Below are 15,015 nucleotides of genomic sequence, written 5' to 3'. Positions count from 1 at the left end.
AGTCCCGTCCAGACCGTTATCATTATAATTATTTGGCGCAGTAGCTCAGTTGGTAGAGCAACGGATTGAAGCTCCGTGTGTCGGCAGTTCGATTCTGTCTTGCGCCATTTGAAAGAAGAAACATGCGGGTGTAGTTTAGTGGTAAAACCACAGCCTTCCAAGCTGTTGTCGCGAGTTCGATTCTCGTCACCCGCTTTTTTTCTTTAAGGGCCTATAGCTCAGCTGGTTAGAGCGCACGCCTGATAAGCGTGAGGTCGATGGTTCGAGTCCATTTAGGCCCATAATTTTAAAAGGCCCGTTGGTCAAGCGGTTAAGACACCGCCCTTTCACGGCGGTATCACGGGTTCGATTCCCGTACGGGTCATGACTGTTAAACATTTAGCTTTTAAGCTGAATGTTTTTTTATTTGTAGAATCTTTTATGAAAACGTTGACATTATATTGGTAATAGGGTATTCTATGCTTGTACACAACAAGTAAATAGATGGATAGTGATTGTTTAAATACAAGCTAAACCTAATTTTTCCAAAGAGGAGGAGTATCTTCTTTTTTGGAAAGGTTGGGTTTTTCTTTTTTACAATCCAAGGAGTAATGTGGGAAGAGAAGAAGGGAGTGAAAAAATGATTATTCAAAAAATTTTGAATAATAATGTTGTGATTACGTTGGATGTGAATGAACAGGAACAAATTGTGATGGGACGTGGTATTGCCTTTAAAAGAAAAATTGGGGATTTTATTGCAGAAGATCAAGTTGATCAAGTATTTCGTTTGGCAAATCAGGATACTTCTTTGAAGTTTCAAGAATTGCTAGGAGAATTACCTTTGGAAGTAATGCAATTATCTGATGAAATCATCAAGTATGCCAAAACCAAATTAGGTAGAAAGTTGAATGATACGATATTTATTTCATTAACTGATCATCTCCACACTGCTTTAGAGCGAATAAGGCAGGGAATCGAAGTAAAGAACTTTTTATTATGGGATATTAAGCGTTTTTTTTCAGATGAATATTTTATTGGCAATAAAGCTTTGGAAATGGTGAAAGAAAAATTCGATGTGCAACTTTCAGAAGATGAAGCAGGATTTATTGCTTTACATCTGGTGAATGCCGAAATGGATGAAGAAGTCGGCAATGTTTATGAACTAACAAAAATTATGCAGGAAATTACGAATATTGTTAAATATCATTTCAAGATTACTTTTAATGAAGATTCTGTCTATTTTTATCGTTTTAGTACTCATTTAAAATTTTTCGCTTACCGTTTATTAAATCATAAAGAATTTCATGGTGAAGATGATGGAGAATTGTATGAAGTAATCAAGAAAAAGTATCGAAATGCATATAATTGTGTAAATAAAATTTCTGATTTCTTAACTGAAAGTTATCACTATAGTGTTTCTAAGGAAGAGAAAATGTACTTAATTATTCATATTGCAAGAGTTGTACACACAAATAGTTAACAAGATTATTTAATCTTAGCATAGATTTAAAATCAAACGAAAGGTGGATAGATGATAGATAAACCCTTTGGATAGTGACATTAAGTTGGCTAAACCTTCAAACGTAATGTATTTAAAAAACTAAACTTTGGAGGAACAAAAAAATGGGAAAATATTATGATTTAGCACAAAAAATAGTTGATAATGTAGGTGGAAAAGAAAATATCAATAGCTTAACACACTGTATTACACGCCTGCGTTTTAAGTTGAAAGATGAATCAAAAGCAAATGATGATGTATTGAAAAATATGGATGGCGTAGTTACCGTAATGAAAAGCGGTGGACAATATCAAGTGGTAATTGGGAATCATGTACCAGCCGTTTATGAAGATGTTGTAACTATTGCTGGGATTTCAGCAGATACAGAGCAAGAGTCATCTGGAGGCAATCTATTTAATCGTTTGATTGACATTTTAAGTGGGTGTTTCCAACCATTCTTAGGAGCGTTAGCTGCAGCAGGGATGGTAAAAGGTTTAAACGCATTACTTGTTTTCTTGAAATTATATTCAGCTACTTCCGGAACGTATACAATGTTAAATGGTATTGGAGATGCGATATTTTACTTCATGCCAGTTATTTTAGGTTATACAGCAGCTAGAAAATTCAATTTAAACCCAATGGTGGGAATTGTCATTGGGGCAGCTCTTTGTTACCCAACAGTACAAGGAAGTGCATTGCAAGCAGCCTTTGAAACAACGGCAGGTGCAGGTGCGGCAGCGCCATATAGTTTGTTAGGTTTACCCGCTTATGATACGTTTTTAGGTATTCCATGGGTTGGTGCTGGTTATACGAGTAGTGTTGTACCGATTATCTTCATTGTTGCTTTTGCAGCCCAAATTCAAAAGCTCTTTAAGAAACTTATTCCTGAAGTAGTTCAAACGTTTTTAGTACCTTTCTTTGTATTATTAATTGCATTACCAGTTGGCTTCTTAGTAATTGGTCCAATCATTAGTATGTTAACAGATTTACTAAGTGCTGGTTTCCAAGCATTGATGGGCTTTTCTCCAGCATTATACGGAGTTATTCTTGGTTTCTTCTGGCAAGTATTGGTTATTTTCGGCTTACATTGGAGTGTTGTACCACTTGCAATCATGCAAATTACCCAAGAAGGAGCAAGTCAAGTATTAGTTGGTTCATTTGCAGCTAGTTTCGCTCAAACAGCAGTAGTTATGGCAATGTTTTTCAAATTAAAAGATACAAAAATGAAAGCTTTATGTCCACCAGCGATTATTTCAGGAATTTTTGGAGTAACTGAACCAGCAATTTATGGTATTACTTTACCTAAAAAAACACCGTTTATTTTCTCAATGGTCGGAGGAGCAATCGGCGGATTATATTTGATGGTCAATGGAACAACTTCATATACAATGGGCGGTTTAGGAATCTTTGGTGTTTTAAATTATATTAATGGCGATGATGCCAGTGGAATGATTCATTCTTTTGTCGCAATCTTGATCGCGATGGTGATTGGTTTTGGTTTGACATTCTTCTTCTGGAAAGATGATACTGTCGTAGAAGAAGTAACAGAGAATAAAAAAGCGCAAAAAGCAATCAAAGAAGCAGTTTTAAGTCCGGTTAAAGGACGTGTTCTACCGTTAAGTAAAGCAAGTGATCAAGCATTCGCACAAGGCGCTTTAGGAAAAGGTGTTTTGATTGAACCAACTGAAGGCGTAGTTAGAGCACCATTTGATGGAACAGTTATGACTCTATTTCCAACATTACATGCAATTGGATTGATATCAGATCAAGGAATGGAATTATTGATCCATATTGGTATGGACACCGTTCAGTTAGAAGGAAACGGTTTTGAAGGAAAAGTGGCACAAGGTGATAAAGTGAAAAAAGGACAAGTTTTAGTTACGTTTGATATTGATGCCATCAAAGCAGCTGGATACAGCGTTGAAACACCAGTTATTGTTACAAACACAGGCGATTATTTAGATATTGTGGAAACACAAGATCGTGAAGTAACTTCAAACGATACCTTAATTACTGGATTAACTTAAAAAATAATAGATAAGAGAACTGAGCTTACAGCAAAGCATGATAGGTTTTGCTGTAAGCTTGTAAAAGAAAGGGATTTTGATATGTCATTTAGAAAAGACTTTTTATGGGGCGGCGCAACAGCGGCCAATCAATGTGAAGGCGGCTATAACGAAGGCGGACGTGGTTTAGCTAACGTTGATTTAGCACCCGTTGGACCGGATCGTTTTCCAGTAATCACAGGGGAGAAGAAAATGTTTGATTTTGATGATGAACATTTCTACCCAGCTCAAAATGCAATCGACATGTATCACCGTTATCAAGAAGATATCGCGTTATTCGGCGAAATGGGCTTTAAAACCTACCGTTTATCAATTGCCTGGAGTCGTATTTTCCCTCTAGGAGACGAAACTGAGCCGAATGAAGAAGGCTTGAAGTTCTATGAAGATTTGTTCAAAGAATGCCGTAAACACAATATAGAGCCTCTTGTAACAATCACCCACTTCGATTGTCCAATGCATTTAGTCGAAAAATATGGCGCATGGCGTAGTCGTGAAATGGTTGGCTTCTATGAAAATCTATGTAACGTGATTTTCAATCGTTACAAAGGTTTAGTAAAATACTGGTTAACGTTCAATGAAATCAATATGATTTTACACGCACCATTTATGGGGGCTGGTCTTTATTTTGAAGAAGGCGAAAACAAAGAACAAGTCAAATACCAAGCGGCGCATCACGAATTATTAGCAAGCGCCATCGCAACGAAAATTGCCCATGAAGTCGATCCAGAAAACCAAGTTGGCTGTATGTTAGCGGCTGGAACAAACTATGCGTATACGTGTAAACCAGAAGATGTTTGGGCAGCGCGTAAAGCAGACCGTGAGAATTTCTTCTTTATCGATGTTCAATCTCGCGGGGAGTATCCAGCGTATGCTCTTAAAGAATTAGAACGCGAAGGAATCGAATTACCGATTGAAGACGGAGATTTAGAATTACTGAAAGAACATACAGTAGACTTTATTTCATTCTCTTATTATTCATCACGTGTTCAATCAACCGATCCAGCAATCAATGAAAAAACAGCAGGTAATATTTTTGCCTCAGTGAAAAATCCATACCTAGAAGCAAGTGAATGGGGTTGGCAGATCGATCCACTAGGCTTACGTACAACAATGAATGACTTATATGATCGTTACCAAAAACCATTATTTATCGTGGAAAATGGTTTAGGCGCCGTGGATATACCAGACGAAAATGGCAACGTGATCGATGATTACCGCATCGAATACCTAGCAGCTCATATTCAAGCGATGAAAGATGCTGTAGAACTTGATGGGGTTGATTTATTAGGCTATACAACGTGGGGTTGTATTGATCTTGTTTCAGCAGGAACAGGTGAGATGAAAAAACGTTATGGTTTTATCTATGTCGATCGTGATAATGAAGGGAACGGAACTCTGAAACGTTCGAAGAAAAAATCATTTGATTGGTATAAAAAAGTCATTGCGACTAATGGGGAAGATTTAACAAACAATTAATTCCAGGAGGCAATTGAATGAAAAAGTTCGTTAAGTTTTTAGGTATTTTAGTTTTAGGTTTATTGTTTGTAACGGGATGCGGTAATGCTAAGGAGAAAACAGCAGAGTCTACGTCATCTAAAAAAGCACCAGAAGAACTAACGTTGTATATTGTTCGTCACGGCAAAACAATGTTAAATACAACAGATCGTGTGCAAGGATGGTCGGATGCAGTTTTAACTAAAGCAGGTGAAGAAGTCGTAACGGCTGCAGGTGTTGGATTGAAAGAGATTGATTTTCAAAATGCATATAGCAGTGACAGCGGTCGCGCCATTCAAACAGCGAATCTGATCGTGAAAGAAAATGAAAAATCATCAGACTTAAAGGTTATAACTGATGAACGATTAAGAGAATTTAACTTTGGAACATACGAAGGCGATTTAAATCATACGATGTGGCAAGATATTGCAGATGATCAAGGAATTACTTTAGAAGAATTTTTGAAAAATATGACACCTGAATCTTTTGCCAATAGTGTTGCTAAACTAGATGCTAAAAATGTAGAAGAAGCTAAAGTCAATTGGCCGGCGGAAGATTATAAAACAATCACTACTCGACTTAAAGCAGGACTGGATGATATCGTTGAAAAAGAAATGAAGAATGAAGGTAGTGGTAATGTTTTGATTGCTTCACATGGGTTAAGTATTTCTGCGTTACTTGCCACATTATTCGATGATTATAAAATTCCAGAAGGCGGCTTAAAAAATGCCAGTGTTTGTACTGTAAAATATAAGGATGGAAAATACACCTTAGACAAGGTCAATGATCTTAGTTATGTTGAAGCAGGGCAAAAAAAATAAAAAAATGAGCTAGAGATGGTAAATAAATCTTTCATTTCAACCTCATTAGCACAAAATTCGATCAAAGAAACATTTTTGATCGAATTTTGTGTATAATAAAAGCAAAAAGAAGGAAATGGGATAAAATTATGGTGACTATTACAAATTTTCGTGATATCGGCGGTATCAAAAATAAAGACGGTAAACAAATCAAAAAAGATGTTTTTTTACGATCAGGTGAGCTATCTAATTTAACTAAAGAGGATGAACGGCGTTTAGAAACAACGTATCGTTTAGGTAAAATCATTGATTTAAGAAGTGAAGCTGAAGTAGAAGAACGACCAGATATGTCCGTTCCAAAAGCTGAATACATCCACATTGATATTTTGGAAGATATCCAAGATGAAGGGGCTTCAATCGGTGATTTTGTCAAAATCGGTTCTCCTGAGAAATCAGCTGCCTACATGGAAAAATTATATGAGGATATTGCCTTGAATGGAACCTCTCAAAAAGGCTACAATAAATTTTTCAAAGAAATCTTAGCTTTGCCAAAACAAGAGAGCATTTTATTCCATTGTTTTGCAGGGAAAGATCGCACCGGAATCGCTGCATTATTGGTATTAGAGACGCTAAATGTACCAAGAGAAGCCATTTATACAGATTATTTATTAACAAATAATTTGAGAAAAAAAGAAAATGCGATGATCTTAGAACAAGCGAAAAAAGCTGACTTGGAAGAAGCTAACTTAGAAGCGTTACACGTGGCTTTAAATGTAGACAGTAGCTATTTAGATAACTTTTATCAAACAGTTGAAAAGCAATATGGAGATATGTCAACTTATCTAAGACAAGCAATCGGTATTGATAAGGTGGCAAAAGAAGCCTTGAATCATCGCTTTGTTCTGGATTAGAATAAATGAATGGAAGAAGAGGAATGTATGACGAAAACTCAGCACATTGACTTATTGAATCGCTGTATTGAAATTTCCAAAAATGCTCGAGAGCATGGGAATACGCCGTTTGGAGCATTATTGGCAGATAAAGAAGGAAATATTCTTTTAGAGCAGGAAAACATCGAAATCACAGAAAATATTTGTACAGGACATGCTGAAACTACTTTGGCAGCTAAAGCTTCACAAAAATACAGTAAAGAGTTTTTGTGGGAGTGTACCTTATACACAACAGCTGAACCATGTGCGATGTGTACTGGAACGATTTACTGGGGAAATATTGGAACAATCGTTTATGCAATGACAGAACAACGTTTATTGGAACTAACTGGTGACAATGAACAAAATCCAACATTTGACCTACCAACCAAAGAAATCTTAAGTCACGGTCAAAAAAACATTCAAGTAATTGGACCTTTTCCAGAAATTGAACAAGCAGCAGCTGCTGTTCATCAAGGCTATTGGAATTAATAAAAAAGTAGGAAGCATTCACTTAGTTGAATTGTTTCTACTTTTTTTATTTTAAGAAAGAATAAAAAGACTGAAAAGTCAGAATTTTGCGAAATGTTATTGACTTCTTAGAAAGATAAGTCAATAATAGATAAAATCACCTAAAAAATAATAAAAGGAGTTGGCAATAGATTATGATCATCAAACCATCACTACCACAAGAGATGACCATTTTTTTCGATACTGAAAATCAGCCGAACGATAAAGTTCAGATGGGTGTCATTGTTTTACAACCAGGAGAAAAAAGACCGTTAGAAGGCTTTGCCAGACATGACCAAGATGAATATTCGTATGTAGTTTCGGGACAAGCACACACGATATTAGAAGACGGTCAAGATCTTGTAGGCAAACCTGGGGATGCCCAACTGATCGAAGCAGGAGAAGGTCATATCAATTACAACGATGGGGACGAAGCGGCTGTAGTCGTTTGGATGTTAGTTGAACGCGGATAAAAATGAAATTAGGGGAGAAACGTATGAAAAAAGCAATTCAATCGATCATGGGACTAGCCATAATGACCGTCATTATTTCGGGATGTTCTGGTGGGCAAAAAGAGGAAGCAGCAAAAGACACAAAACCATTAAATTTAATGTCTCCATCGGAATTAACTACACTGGATACGTCAGTCATGTTGGATTTTCCAGATGCAATCGTTCAAACAGCAGCTTTTGAAGGGTTGTATGCATTAGACGATAAAGATCAGTTGATACCAGCTGCAGCTAAAGAAATGCCTTCTATTTCTGAAGATGGTAAAACATATACAATTAAGTTAAGAGAAGAAGGGATCTGGAGCAATGATGATCCGGTCACGGCTAAAGATTTTGAATATGCGTGGAAAAAAATGATCGATCCCAAAAATGGATTTGTCTATAGCTTCTTAGTTGCTGATACCATTTTAAATGCAGAAGAAATTTCAGCCGGACAAAAAACGGTTGACGAATTAGGTGTAAAAGCGATCGATGATTACACTTTGGAAGTAAAATTAAAAGAAGCTAAACCTTATTTCACCTCTGTTTTAGCTTTTCCCACATTTTTCCCGCAAAATCAAAAAGTCGTAGAAGAATTTGGCACAGATTATGGAACAACGGGTGAAAAGACCGTGTATAATGGTCCGTTTATTGTAGAAAGTTGGAAGCAAACAGACTTAAGCTGGGATTTAAAGAAAAATGAAAAATATTGGGATCATAAAAATGTAAAATCAGATAACATTCATTACGAAGTAGTCAAAGAAGCGTCAACAGCACTCAACCTTTTTGAAGATGGACAATTGGATGTTGCAGCGATTACAGGTGAATTAGCGAAACAAAACCAAAGCAACCCAGACTATCATTCATATCCAACAGCAACGATGAACTATATTCGTTTAAATCAAAAACGCAATGGAAAAGAGACACCTTTAAAAAATGAAAACTTGAGAAAAGCCTTAGCTCTTGGTATCGATAAAGAAAACCTTGTGAACAATATTATCGCAGATGGGTCAAAACCATTATACGGAGCAATTACCAAAGGGTTTGTGAGCAATCCTGAAACAGGTGTAGATTTCAGAGAAGAAGCTGGCGATTTAATGAGCTACAATAAAGAAGAAGCTCTAAAATATTGGGAATTAGCTAAAAAAGAATTAGGCGACAAAATCACACTAGACTTGATGGTGACAGATGATGGTTCTTACAAAAAAATGGGTGAAAGCTTACAAGGCAGTTTAGAAAAACTATTTTCTGGTTTAAAGATCAATATGTCCGCCTTGCCAACAGAAACGGCACTGAACTTAAGTCGCGAAAGTGATTATGATATGTTCTTGATTTACTGGACACCAGATTATCAAGATCCGATATCCACACTTGGTATGTTGCGCTCAGGAAATGATCGGAATTACGCGAATCCAACATTTGATAAATTATTAGAGGATGCTTCAAAAACTTATGCGACAGACTTAGAAAAGCGCTGGCAGACATTGATTGCAGCTGAAAAAGAAGGAATTGAAGATACAGCAGGTATGATCATTATCAGTCAGAATCAACAATCTGTTTTACAAAATCCTCAAGTTAAAGGTTTGAGTTATCATACGTTTGCAGCACCGTTAACCTTGAAAAATGTTTATAAAGAAAGTGAATAATTTTCCTCTAGAAAAAGTCTTTCAAAAAGAAAGGCTTTTTTTAGTCAAATCAATGTCTCAAAGCCTTAGAACGTTGTATGATAGACATATACTAAAAAAGGAGTAGATGAAAATGACCACAAAAGAGTCTAAGCATATCGATGGAATCATTTTGAAAAATGTGGAAGAAGAGATTCGTCAATACATTTTAAAATTGCGCCCAGAGCTTACAGAAGATTCCAAAGTCACTTTTCCAGATTTATTGAATTATCGTTTAGATTATATAAAAGTGTTGATCTCATCAGATTCAGGAAAAATGGAACAATTGAATGAAACGATCATGCAAAGTATTAAAGAGAATACAACCCTTACTGACAAACTAGATTCTTCTGCTGAAAAAAACTTGACTACGGGACAAAAAACGGCAGATGGAATCGCTAAATTTGGCGGAAGTTGGCCGTTTATTTTCATTTTTATTGCTATATTAGTGACTTGGATCGTTATTAATTCAGTGATGTTCTTATTTAAACCATTTGATCCGTATCCTTATATTTTACTCAATTTAGCGTTGTCTTGTTTAGCAGCTATTCAAGCACCAATCATTATGATGAGCCAAAATCGACAAGAAGACAGAGACCGAAAACAAGCAGCGAATGACTATCAAGTCAATTTGAAATCTGAAATAGAAGTCAACTTACTCCATGAAAAAATGGATTATTTGATCAATAGCCAATGGCAACACTTAGTTCAGATGCAAAATATGCAGATTGAGCTTTTAGGAGAGCTACAAGAACAAATCAATGAACTAAATAAAAAGAAATGAGTAAGTGAATGACGAGAAAAGTTGAAGTAGTCGATGCTAAAAAAGACTGGAAAAACCAGTTCAAACATGAAGAAAAACAGCTAGAGTCGATCTTTACAAATGAAATGGTTGCTATCTATCATATTGGAAGTACAGCTATTGAAGGCATCAAGGCAAAACCTGTCATTGATATCATGATGGTAGTGCTAGATATCGAAAAAGTAGATAATTATAATCATGCAATGGAGCAGTTAGGTTATAATTGTTTAGGGGAAAACGGAATGTTCAAACGACGTTTTTTTATAAAAGGTGGAGACCAAAGAAGTCATCATATCCATGTCTTTCAAATCGGTAATCCAGAAATTGATCGCCACCTAGCGTTTAGAGATTTTCTAAATAATCATCGGGAAGATGCGGAAGCCTACAGCCGACTAAAATCGAAATTAGCCGAACAATTCCCTTATGACATTCAAGCGTATATAGACGGAAAAGATGCATTTATTAAAGCAATCGATCGAAAAGCAATCGTCTGGAAAAAGGAGAAAAACAATGAAACAGCTTAAAGCGACTAAAAAAGAGTATAAAAATCTGGTAGAAATTTGGAGCAAATCGGTCAAGCAAACCCATGATTTCTTACAAATCGAAGATTTCAAAACAATAAAAAAAGAGTTATCTACCTATTTTCCACACTTGGATGTACAAATTTGGTTGGATCAAGAAAAGAACGTTGGTTTTTCAGGGGTAGATGGGAATAAATTAGAGATGCTTTTTCTAGACCCGCAATATATCGGAAAAGGGTATGGCAAGCAGATAGTAATGACTTTGATTGAAGAAAAGGGGATTCAATTCGTTGATGTCAATGAACAAAACAAATCTGCAAAAGCCTTTTATCAAGCGATGGGGTTTGAAGAATATGAGCGCAGTGAAGTGGATGATGCAGGCAGAGCTTACCCCATTTTGCATTTAAAAAGAGAATAAAGAGGGAAATACAGCAATTACAATTGTAATTGTTGTATTTCCCTCTTTTTGTATAAGTAATCATTTGGTTAATTCAGAACTTTTTTTAAGCATTTTTTGTAGAAATTTTTTCCGTTGTTCCTCATTGAGACTTCTCAAAGAAGATAATGAAAAGTGTTTGACCTGTTTAATTCCACACATGTGTAATACTTGTTTCTTTAAAACAGTACCATAATCTTGTTGAAATAGCTTTTTATACCATTTAGGTGAATCTTCCGTTGTTATGATCCACGCTGATTTTTCTTTTAAAAGCCCGACTGGAAGAATGCCTTTATACGTATAGGCAAACCCTTTACTGAAAACTTTATCAATAAACCCTTTTAAAATAGCCGGCATACCTCCCCACCAAATCGGAAATAGAAAGATGATGTGATCAGCCCATAAAATTTGCTCACGATAATTAGCCGTCTCTTCATCAAATTGCATATTCCTTCTCTTTTTTGTTTCATTGAAAACCAATACAGGATCAAAATTTTCTTTATAAAGATCGATGATTTTAACTTTATTTTGTTGTTCCGCTCCTTGCTTAACATTGGTAAAAATAGCATGTGTATAGCCTGTTGTATTAGGATAGGCATAGATGATTAGTACATTCATTTGTGGTCCTCCAAATCAGTAGTTTAAGGGTGTAAATCGTCAAAAATAGTATTAGTGAATTCTGTGAGCTCCGATATCATTTGATCATAATTTTCTTCGCATTCTTCATAGGTTTCAGGGACTGGCAGCGATTTTATTGAGTTGATGATCAATTGATAATGTTTAATTGTTGTTTCTAAATCATTAATTTTGTTTGCCATTAACTCACGACTGCGGTTATTACACTCTAAAGAAACGGGTTGGTCGAACAGTTGCAGCAATTCTTTCATCTCTTTTAAAGAAAAACGGGCATACTTCATAACAGAGATATATTTTAAGTGTTCAAATTCTCTTGGACCATATAAACGATAATTGTTTTGTCCTCTTTGGGGTTGTATTAATTGTTCCTTTTCATAATATCTAATGGTATCTTCACTCAAATGAACGCGTTGAGCAACTTCTTTGATAGTCCATTGTTCTTTCATATCGATCACCTCAAAAATATCTTAACATTGGAGTGTACTCCAATGTCAATAACTAAAAAATAGTTTTCGTCCGTTTTTAATGAGCGTTATGTTTCAGTCTATATTAGATAATGTATATAATAATGTGTTTCCTGTATTTTGATAGTTAAAAGGATTGATAATTCCTATTATAGAAAAAAATTACTAATAAAAAATATGGAAATAATCTCATAGAAATAATTTTGAAAAAAATGTTACATTTCCTTATGGATACTAGGGTGATGGGCTTTTTTTTTGGTTTTAAGTCTAAAAAAAATAAATATAGGAATGAAAAAAATGACAAAAATATTTTATTTTAATAGCATATTACTTGATATTAAAGATTGAGAGATACTATAATAAGTATAAGTCAGCGGTTTTAGCTGCTTAGTTATGGGAGGAGAGAGCATTATGTTTAGTTATACAGATATGATATTGTCAGTAATGCAACGAGTTGAAGTCTACAATGAGATTTTTAATGCCATTTCTAAGGAAGTACAAGAAAACAGCTGCAGCCAAGCCATTAACAGAAGGGGTAAAGATACATATAGATTTTGCCGCACCAATGTTAACCGGTTCTTTGTCGAAGAAGCTAGTTTTAGGAAAGACTTAGTATTTTATGGCGAAAAAGAAGCAACGAAAATCCTATTAGAAGGATTGGATACTTATAAGGAAGGCATCTATTTTTGGCTGGAAGCGTTGAACGAAAAGTGTGAAGTCATCGATGAAATCAAATATAAACGTGGCTTAAATAGTACAGAAAGTTCATTTAGGTTGATCAATCAAGCCTGTAAAGAAGCTTGTGGAGGCATTCAAAGTGCACATAGTGTACATAAAATGTAAATCTAGATCTTTGGAACATTCCATGCATATTTTATGTGACATGTATAAGTTAGTTAATTATTTAATGAATTTATTTAGCTACAATAGCTAGTGTTGGATGAATACATCCTATTAAATGCAATATTTTTACGTTATAATTTTGATTATTTATAAAAAAATACCAAGACGATTATTTAATTAGTCTTGGTATTTTTTGTTTTATCGGAAAATTTTTCAATTAAATGATCTAATGCTGTATCAATTTCATGAGCAGTGTGATCATTTCGATGAAGAAACAGTGGTGGGATAGAATACATATCAATTAGCTTTATGCCAATCGCTTGCGGTGACTCTGTCAGTGAAACTGTAATTTGAGGATGGACAAGCGTTTCGCCACAAGAACCTGCAACTAAAAAAGCTAATTCTACCGTATTCTCATTAATTGTCCGAATTCGATAATAACCATCAGTGATAAATTTTTTTTCATCGTTAAAAAAAGTCATTAAGGTATCAATCTTTGTTTTTCTCATTATTTCCCGCCCCTTTTTAATTATTTTAACATAGGTTAGAAAAGAAAACTTAAGCATAAATAAAGTGTTATAAATCAATGTTTTATTTAAAGAATACTCAAGATAAAAACCGGATAAAAAATTCAACTAATAACATAATATTCACAGAATTCTCAATTATTTGTATTTTTAATTAAAAATGTGATAAATAAAATAAAGATTTTATGTGGACTTGATAAATGAAATAGATTAAACTTATTTTAGTTTAAAAAATATATCTATATTATATCTAAAATATCATTTTATTTTAAATTTATTTGATGTGAAGACAAGAAGTGTCAGTGGTGATGGCTGATCTATCAACAAAATTATAAAGGAGCACGCCGTATGTACAACCTAGGATTTGTTTTGCTAGATGAAATCGATAAAGAAAAATACATAGAATCATTAAACAGTGATCAATTACATGTACATCCAGTCAATAAAAAAGAAGTAGTAGAGAATGTAGAAAATTATAATGGGACTGTAATCAATGAACATGATGCACAAAATATTGGGATGATCTGTGAATTGATTATTTCATTAAAGAAAAAAAGTGATACCTTTATTTGGGTGATTTCAGAGCGGGCAAACAAGATGAATCATATTGTTTATTTACAGCTTGGAGCTGATGGAATACTTGATGATGAATGTGACACAGAAGAATGCAAACTTTTAATAACAAATTCATTAGATAGATACAATCGTGTCTATACGAAGAGTGACGAGCATGTAAATGAGACCAAGGAGAGCTCGAGGCTTCAATTACGCCCATCCAATTTTAGTGTTGTATTGAATGGCGAAGAAATCAACTTAACAAAACTAGAATTTAAAACAATCGAGTTTTTACAAACCCAACAAGGTGTAGCAGTTTCATATGACGAAATCTACAAAAATGTTTGGGAAAGTGATAGCAATGATAAACAGTATCGTGTATCAAATTTGATTTTTCATCTAAGACAAAAAATCGAAGAAGATCCGGCACATCCTAATCACATTAAAACCGTTCGTTCAAAAGGCTACAAGTTAACACTATAACTTATTCTCCAAAATAGAGAGATGTCATGGCGGTTGATCTTTAACAGACTAAAGACAATGACGGTGACAAACGTAGATTGAAATAAGTTTTCTCTTTTTCTAGCCAACTGTTGAAACATAAACAAAAATAGAGAAAATCAGTGCTCATTTTGCTAATTTCATGATTGAGAACAGCCATTCTCCATGGAATAGTAAACAAAAGTTGAGTGCTAATTTTCCCCTGCATTGTGAATGTATCAAAAAATTAGACAATTGGCAAGAAAAATAGAAATAGATTGTGCGTTCTTTTAAGACAGACGTGCAAAAAAATTATTTTGGGA

16 protein-coding genes and 4 tRNA genes are annotated in these 15,015 nt (G+C 34.7%); 17 read left to right on the top strand and 3 right to left on the bottom strand.

Annotated features, from left to right (window positions below; translation table 11 throughout):
- Positions 1-34 precede the first annotated feature (34 nt).
- The 15 genes from JZO69_RS00460 (at position 35) to JZO69_RS00390 (ending at position 11,169) form a co-directional block, all read left to right on the top strand.
- Positions 35-107: transfer RNA gene (locus JZO69_RS00460), tRNA-Phe, on the top strand.
- Between the two features lie 17 nt (positions 108-124).
- Positions 125-195 (top strand) — tRNA-Gly (locus tag JZO69_RS00455).
- Between the two features lie 12 nt (positions 196-207).
- Positions 208-281: transfer RNA gene (locus JZO69_RS00450), tRNA-Ile, on the top strand.
- An 11-nt stretch (positions 282-292) separates the two neighbouring features.
- Positions 293-364 (top strand) — tRNA-Glu (locus JZO69_RS00445).
- A gap of 255 nt (positions 365-619) precedes the next feature.
- Entirely contained in the window at positions 620-1,459 is an 840-nt protein-coding gene (gene licT, locus JZO69_RS00440) for a BglG family transcription antiterminator LicT (RefSeq protein WP_207110944.1), read from the top strand.
- A 143-nt stretch (positions 1,460-1,602) separates the two neighbouring features.
- Positions 1,603-3,504 carry a beta-glucoside-specific PTS transporter subunit IIABC gene (locus JZO69_RS00435; RefSeq protein ID WP_207110943.1) on the top strand — a complete coding sequence of 634 codons (1,902 nt, stop codon included), beginning with the start codon at positions 1,603-1,605 and terminating at the stop codon, positions 3,502-3,504.
- Between the two features lie 81 nt (positions 3,505-3,585).
- Positions 3,586-5,019, top strand: coding sequence for a 6-phospho-beta-glucosidase (locus JZO69_RS00430; protein ID WP_207110942.1), 1,434 nt, complete (start codon positions 3,586-3,588; stop codon positions 5,017-5,019).
- A 17-nt stretch (positions 5,020-5,036) separates the two neighbouring features.
- A complete protein-coding gene (locus tag JZO69_RS00425) occupies positions 5,037-5,858 on the top strand; it encodes a histidine phosphatase family protein (RefSeq protein ID WP_207110941.1) in 822 nt (273 codons plus the stop codon).
- A 128-nt stretch (positions 5,859-5,986) separates the two neighbouring features.
- Positions 5,987-6,748 carry a tyrosine-protein phosphatase gene (locus JZO69_RS00420; protein ID WP_207110940.1) on the top strand — a complete coding sequence of 254 codons (762 nt, stop codon included), beginning with the start codon at positions 5,987-5,989 and terminating at the stop codon, positions 6,746-6,748.
- Positions 6,749-6,775: 27 nt separating this feature from the next.
- Positions 6,776-7,258, top strand: coding sequence for a nucleoside deaminase (locus JZO69_RS00415; RefSeq protein ID WP_207110939.1), 483 nt, complete (start codon positions 6,776-6,778; stop codon positions 7,256-7,258).
- Positions 7,259-7,431: 173 nt separating this feature from the next.
- The gene (locus JZO69_RS00410) at positions 7,432-7,749 is read left to right on the top strand and encodes a cupin domain-containing protein (RefSeq protein WP_207110938.1); all 318 of its coding nucleotides are present in this window, start codon (positions 7,432-7,434) and stop codon (positions 7,747-7,749) included.
- A 23-nt stretch (positions 7,750-7,772) separates the two neighbouring features.
- On the top strand, positions 7,773-9,410 hold the full coding sequence (locus JZO69_RS00405; protein WP_207110937.1) for a peptide ABC transporter substrate-binding protein: 1,638 nt from the start codon (positions 7,773-7,775) through the stop codon (positions 9,408-9,410).
- A 112-nt stretch (positions 9,411-9,522) separates the two neighbouring features.
- Positions 9,523-10,212: a DUF1003 domain-containing protein gene (locus JZO69_RS00400; protein ID WP_242586438.1), complete on the top strand. Its 690-nt coding sequence runs from the start codon at positions 9,523-9,525 to the stop codon at positions 10,210-10,212.
- A gap of 8 nt (positions 10,213-10,220) precedes the next feature.
- Positions 10,221-10,754 carry a GrpB family protein gene (locus JZO69_RS00395; protein ID WP_207110935.1) on the top strand — a complete coding sequence of 178 codons (534 nt, stop codon included), beginning with the start codon at positions 10,221-10,223 and terminating at the stop codon, positions 10,752-10,754.
- Entirely contained in the window at positions 10,741-11,169 is a 429-nt protein-coding gene (locus tag JZO69_RS00390) for a GNAT family N-acetyltransferase (protein ID WP_207110934.1), read from the top strand. The genes JZO69_RS00395 and JZO69_RS00390 overlap by 14 nt, the downstream gene beginning before the upstream one ends.
- A 60-nt stretch (positions 11,170-11,229) precedes the next feature.
- Here JZO69_RS00390 and JZO69_RS00385 read toward each other — a convergent pair whose 3' ends face one another.
- Positions 11,230-11,805, bottom strand: a complete 576-nt coding sequence (locus JZO69_RS00385) for an NAD(P)H-dependent oxidoreductase (RefSeq protein WP_207110933.1) — start codon at positions 11,803-11,805, stop codon at positions 11,230-11,232.
- A 23-nt stretch (positions 11,806-11,828) separates the two neighbouring features.
- Positions 11,829-12,269, bottom strand: a complete 441-nt coding sequence (locus JZO69_RS00380) for a MerR family transcriptional regulator (protein WP_207110932.1) — start codon at positions 12,267-12,269, stop codon at positions 11,829-11,831.
- A 429-nt stretch (positions 12,270-12,698) separates the two neighbouring features.
- Between JZO69_RS00380 and JZO69_RS00375 the strand changes: the two genes are divergently transcribed.
- Complete coding sequence (locus tag JZO69_RS00375; RefSeq protein WP_207110931.1) at positions 12,699-13,130, top strand: hypothetical protein; 432 nt, start codon at positions 12,699-12,701, stop codon at positions 13,128-13,130.
- Positions 13,131-13,303: 173 nt separating this feature from the next.
- Here the strand turns inward: JZO69_RS00375 and JZO69_RS00370 are convergent, their stop codons facing one another.
- Complete coding sequence (locus tag JZO69_RS00370) at positions 13,304-13,639, bottom strand: hypothetical protein (protein WP_242586436.1); 336 nt, start codon at positions 13,637-13,639, stop codon at positions 13,304-13,306.
- Between the two features lie 366 nt (positions 13,640-14,005).
- On the opposite strand from JZO69_RS00370, the gene JZO69_RS00365 reads away from it, so the two are divergent.
- Positions 14,006-14,695 (top strand): winged helix-turn-helix domain-containing protein, encoded by a 690-nt coding sequence (locus JZO69_RS00365; protein ID WP_207110930.1) that lies wholly within the window; start codon positions 14,006-14,008, stop codon positions 14,693-14,695.
- Positions 14,696-15,015 lie beyond the last annotated feature (320 nt).

It is taken from the genome of Candidatus Enterococcus ikei (genome assembly GCF_017316105.1).
Taxonomy (GTDB): Bacteria; Bacillota; Bacilli; order Lactobacillales; family Enterococcaceae; genus Enterococcus_L; species Enterococcus_L ikei.
Note: the sequence above shows the minus strand (reverse complement) of the source record. Positions and strands in the feature narration are given on the sequence as shown.

What these genes read in the sequence shown, in the direction of transcription:
- JZO69_RS00435 (WP_207110943.1), top strand. Translation starts at nt 1,603, where the DNA reads ATGGGAAAATATTATGATTTAGCACAAAAAATAGTTGATAATGTAGGT.
- JZO69_RS00415 (WP_207110939.1), top strand. Translation starts at nt 6,776, where the DNA reads ATGACGAAAACTCAGCACATTGACTTATTGAATCGCTGTATTGAAATT.
- JZO69_RS00365 (WP_207110930.1), top strand. Translation starts at nt 14,006, where the DNA reads ATGTACAACCTAGGATTTGTTTTGCTAGATGAAATCGATAAAGAAAAA.
- JZO69_RS00380 (WP_207110932.1), bottom strand. Translation starts at nt 12,269, where the DNA reads ATGAAAGAACAATGGACTATCAAAGAAGTTGCTCAACGCGTTCATTTG.
- JZO69_RS00395 (WP_207110935.1), top strand. Translation starts at nt 10,221, where the DNA reads ATGACGAGAAAAGTTGAAGTAGTCGATGCTAAAAAAGACTGGAAAAAC.
- JZO69_RS00405 (WP_207110937.1), top strand. Translation starts at nt 7,773, where the DNA reads ATGAAAAAAGCAATTCAATCGATCATGGGACTAGCCATAATGACCGTC.
- JZO69_RS00420 (WP_207110940.1), top strand. Translation starts at nt 5,987, where the DNA reads ATGGTGACTATTACAAATTTTCGTGATATCGGCGGTATCAAAAATAAA.
- JZO69_RS00425 (WP_207110941.1), top strand. Translation starts at nt 5,037, where the DNA reads ATGAAAAAGTTCGTTAAGTTTTTAGGTATTTTAGTTTTAGGTTTATTG.
- licT (WP_207110944.1), top strand. Translation starts at nt 620, where the DNA reads ATGATTATTCAAAAAATTTTGAATAATAATGTTGTGATTACGTTGGAT.
- JZO69_RS00370 (WP_242586436.1), bottom strand. Translation starts at nt 13,639, where the DNA reads ATGAGAAAAACAAAGATTGATACCTTAATGACTTTTTTTAACGATGAA.
- JZO69_RS00385 (WP_207110933.1), bottom strand. Translation starts at nt 11,805, where the DNA reads ATGAATGTACTAATCATCTATGCCTATCCTAATACAACAGGCTATACA.
- JZO69_RS00400 (WP_242586438.1), top strand. Translation starts at nt 9,523, where the DNA reads ATGACCACAAAAGAGTCTAAGCATATCGATGGAATCATTTTGAAAAAT.
- JZO69_RS00410 (WP_207110938.1), top strand. Translation starts at nt 7,432, where the DNA reads ATGATCATCAAACCATCACTACCACAAGAGATGACCATTTTTTTCGAT.
- JZO69_RS00430 (WP_207110942.1), top strand. Translation starts at nt 3,586, where the DNA reads ATGTCATTTAGAAAAGACTTTTTATGGGGCGGCGCAACAGCGGCCAAT.
- JZO69_RS00390 (WP_207110934.1), top strand. Translation starts at nt 10,741, where the DNA reads ATGAAACAGCTTAAAGCGACTAAAAAAGAGTATAAAAATCTGGTAGAA.
- JZO69_RS00375 (WP_207110931.1), top strand. Translation starts at nt 12,699, where the DNA reads ATGTTTAGTTATACAGATATGATATTGTCAGTAATGCAACGAGTTGAA.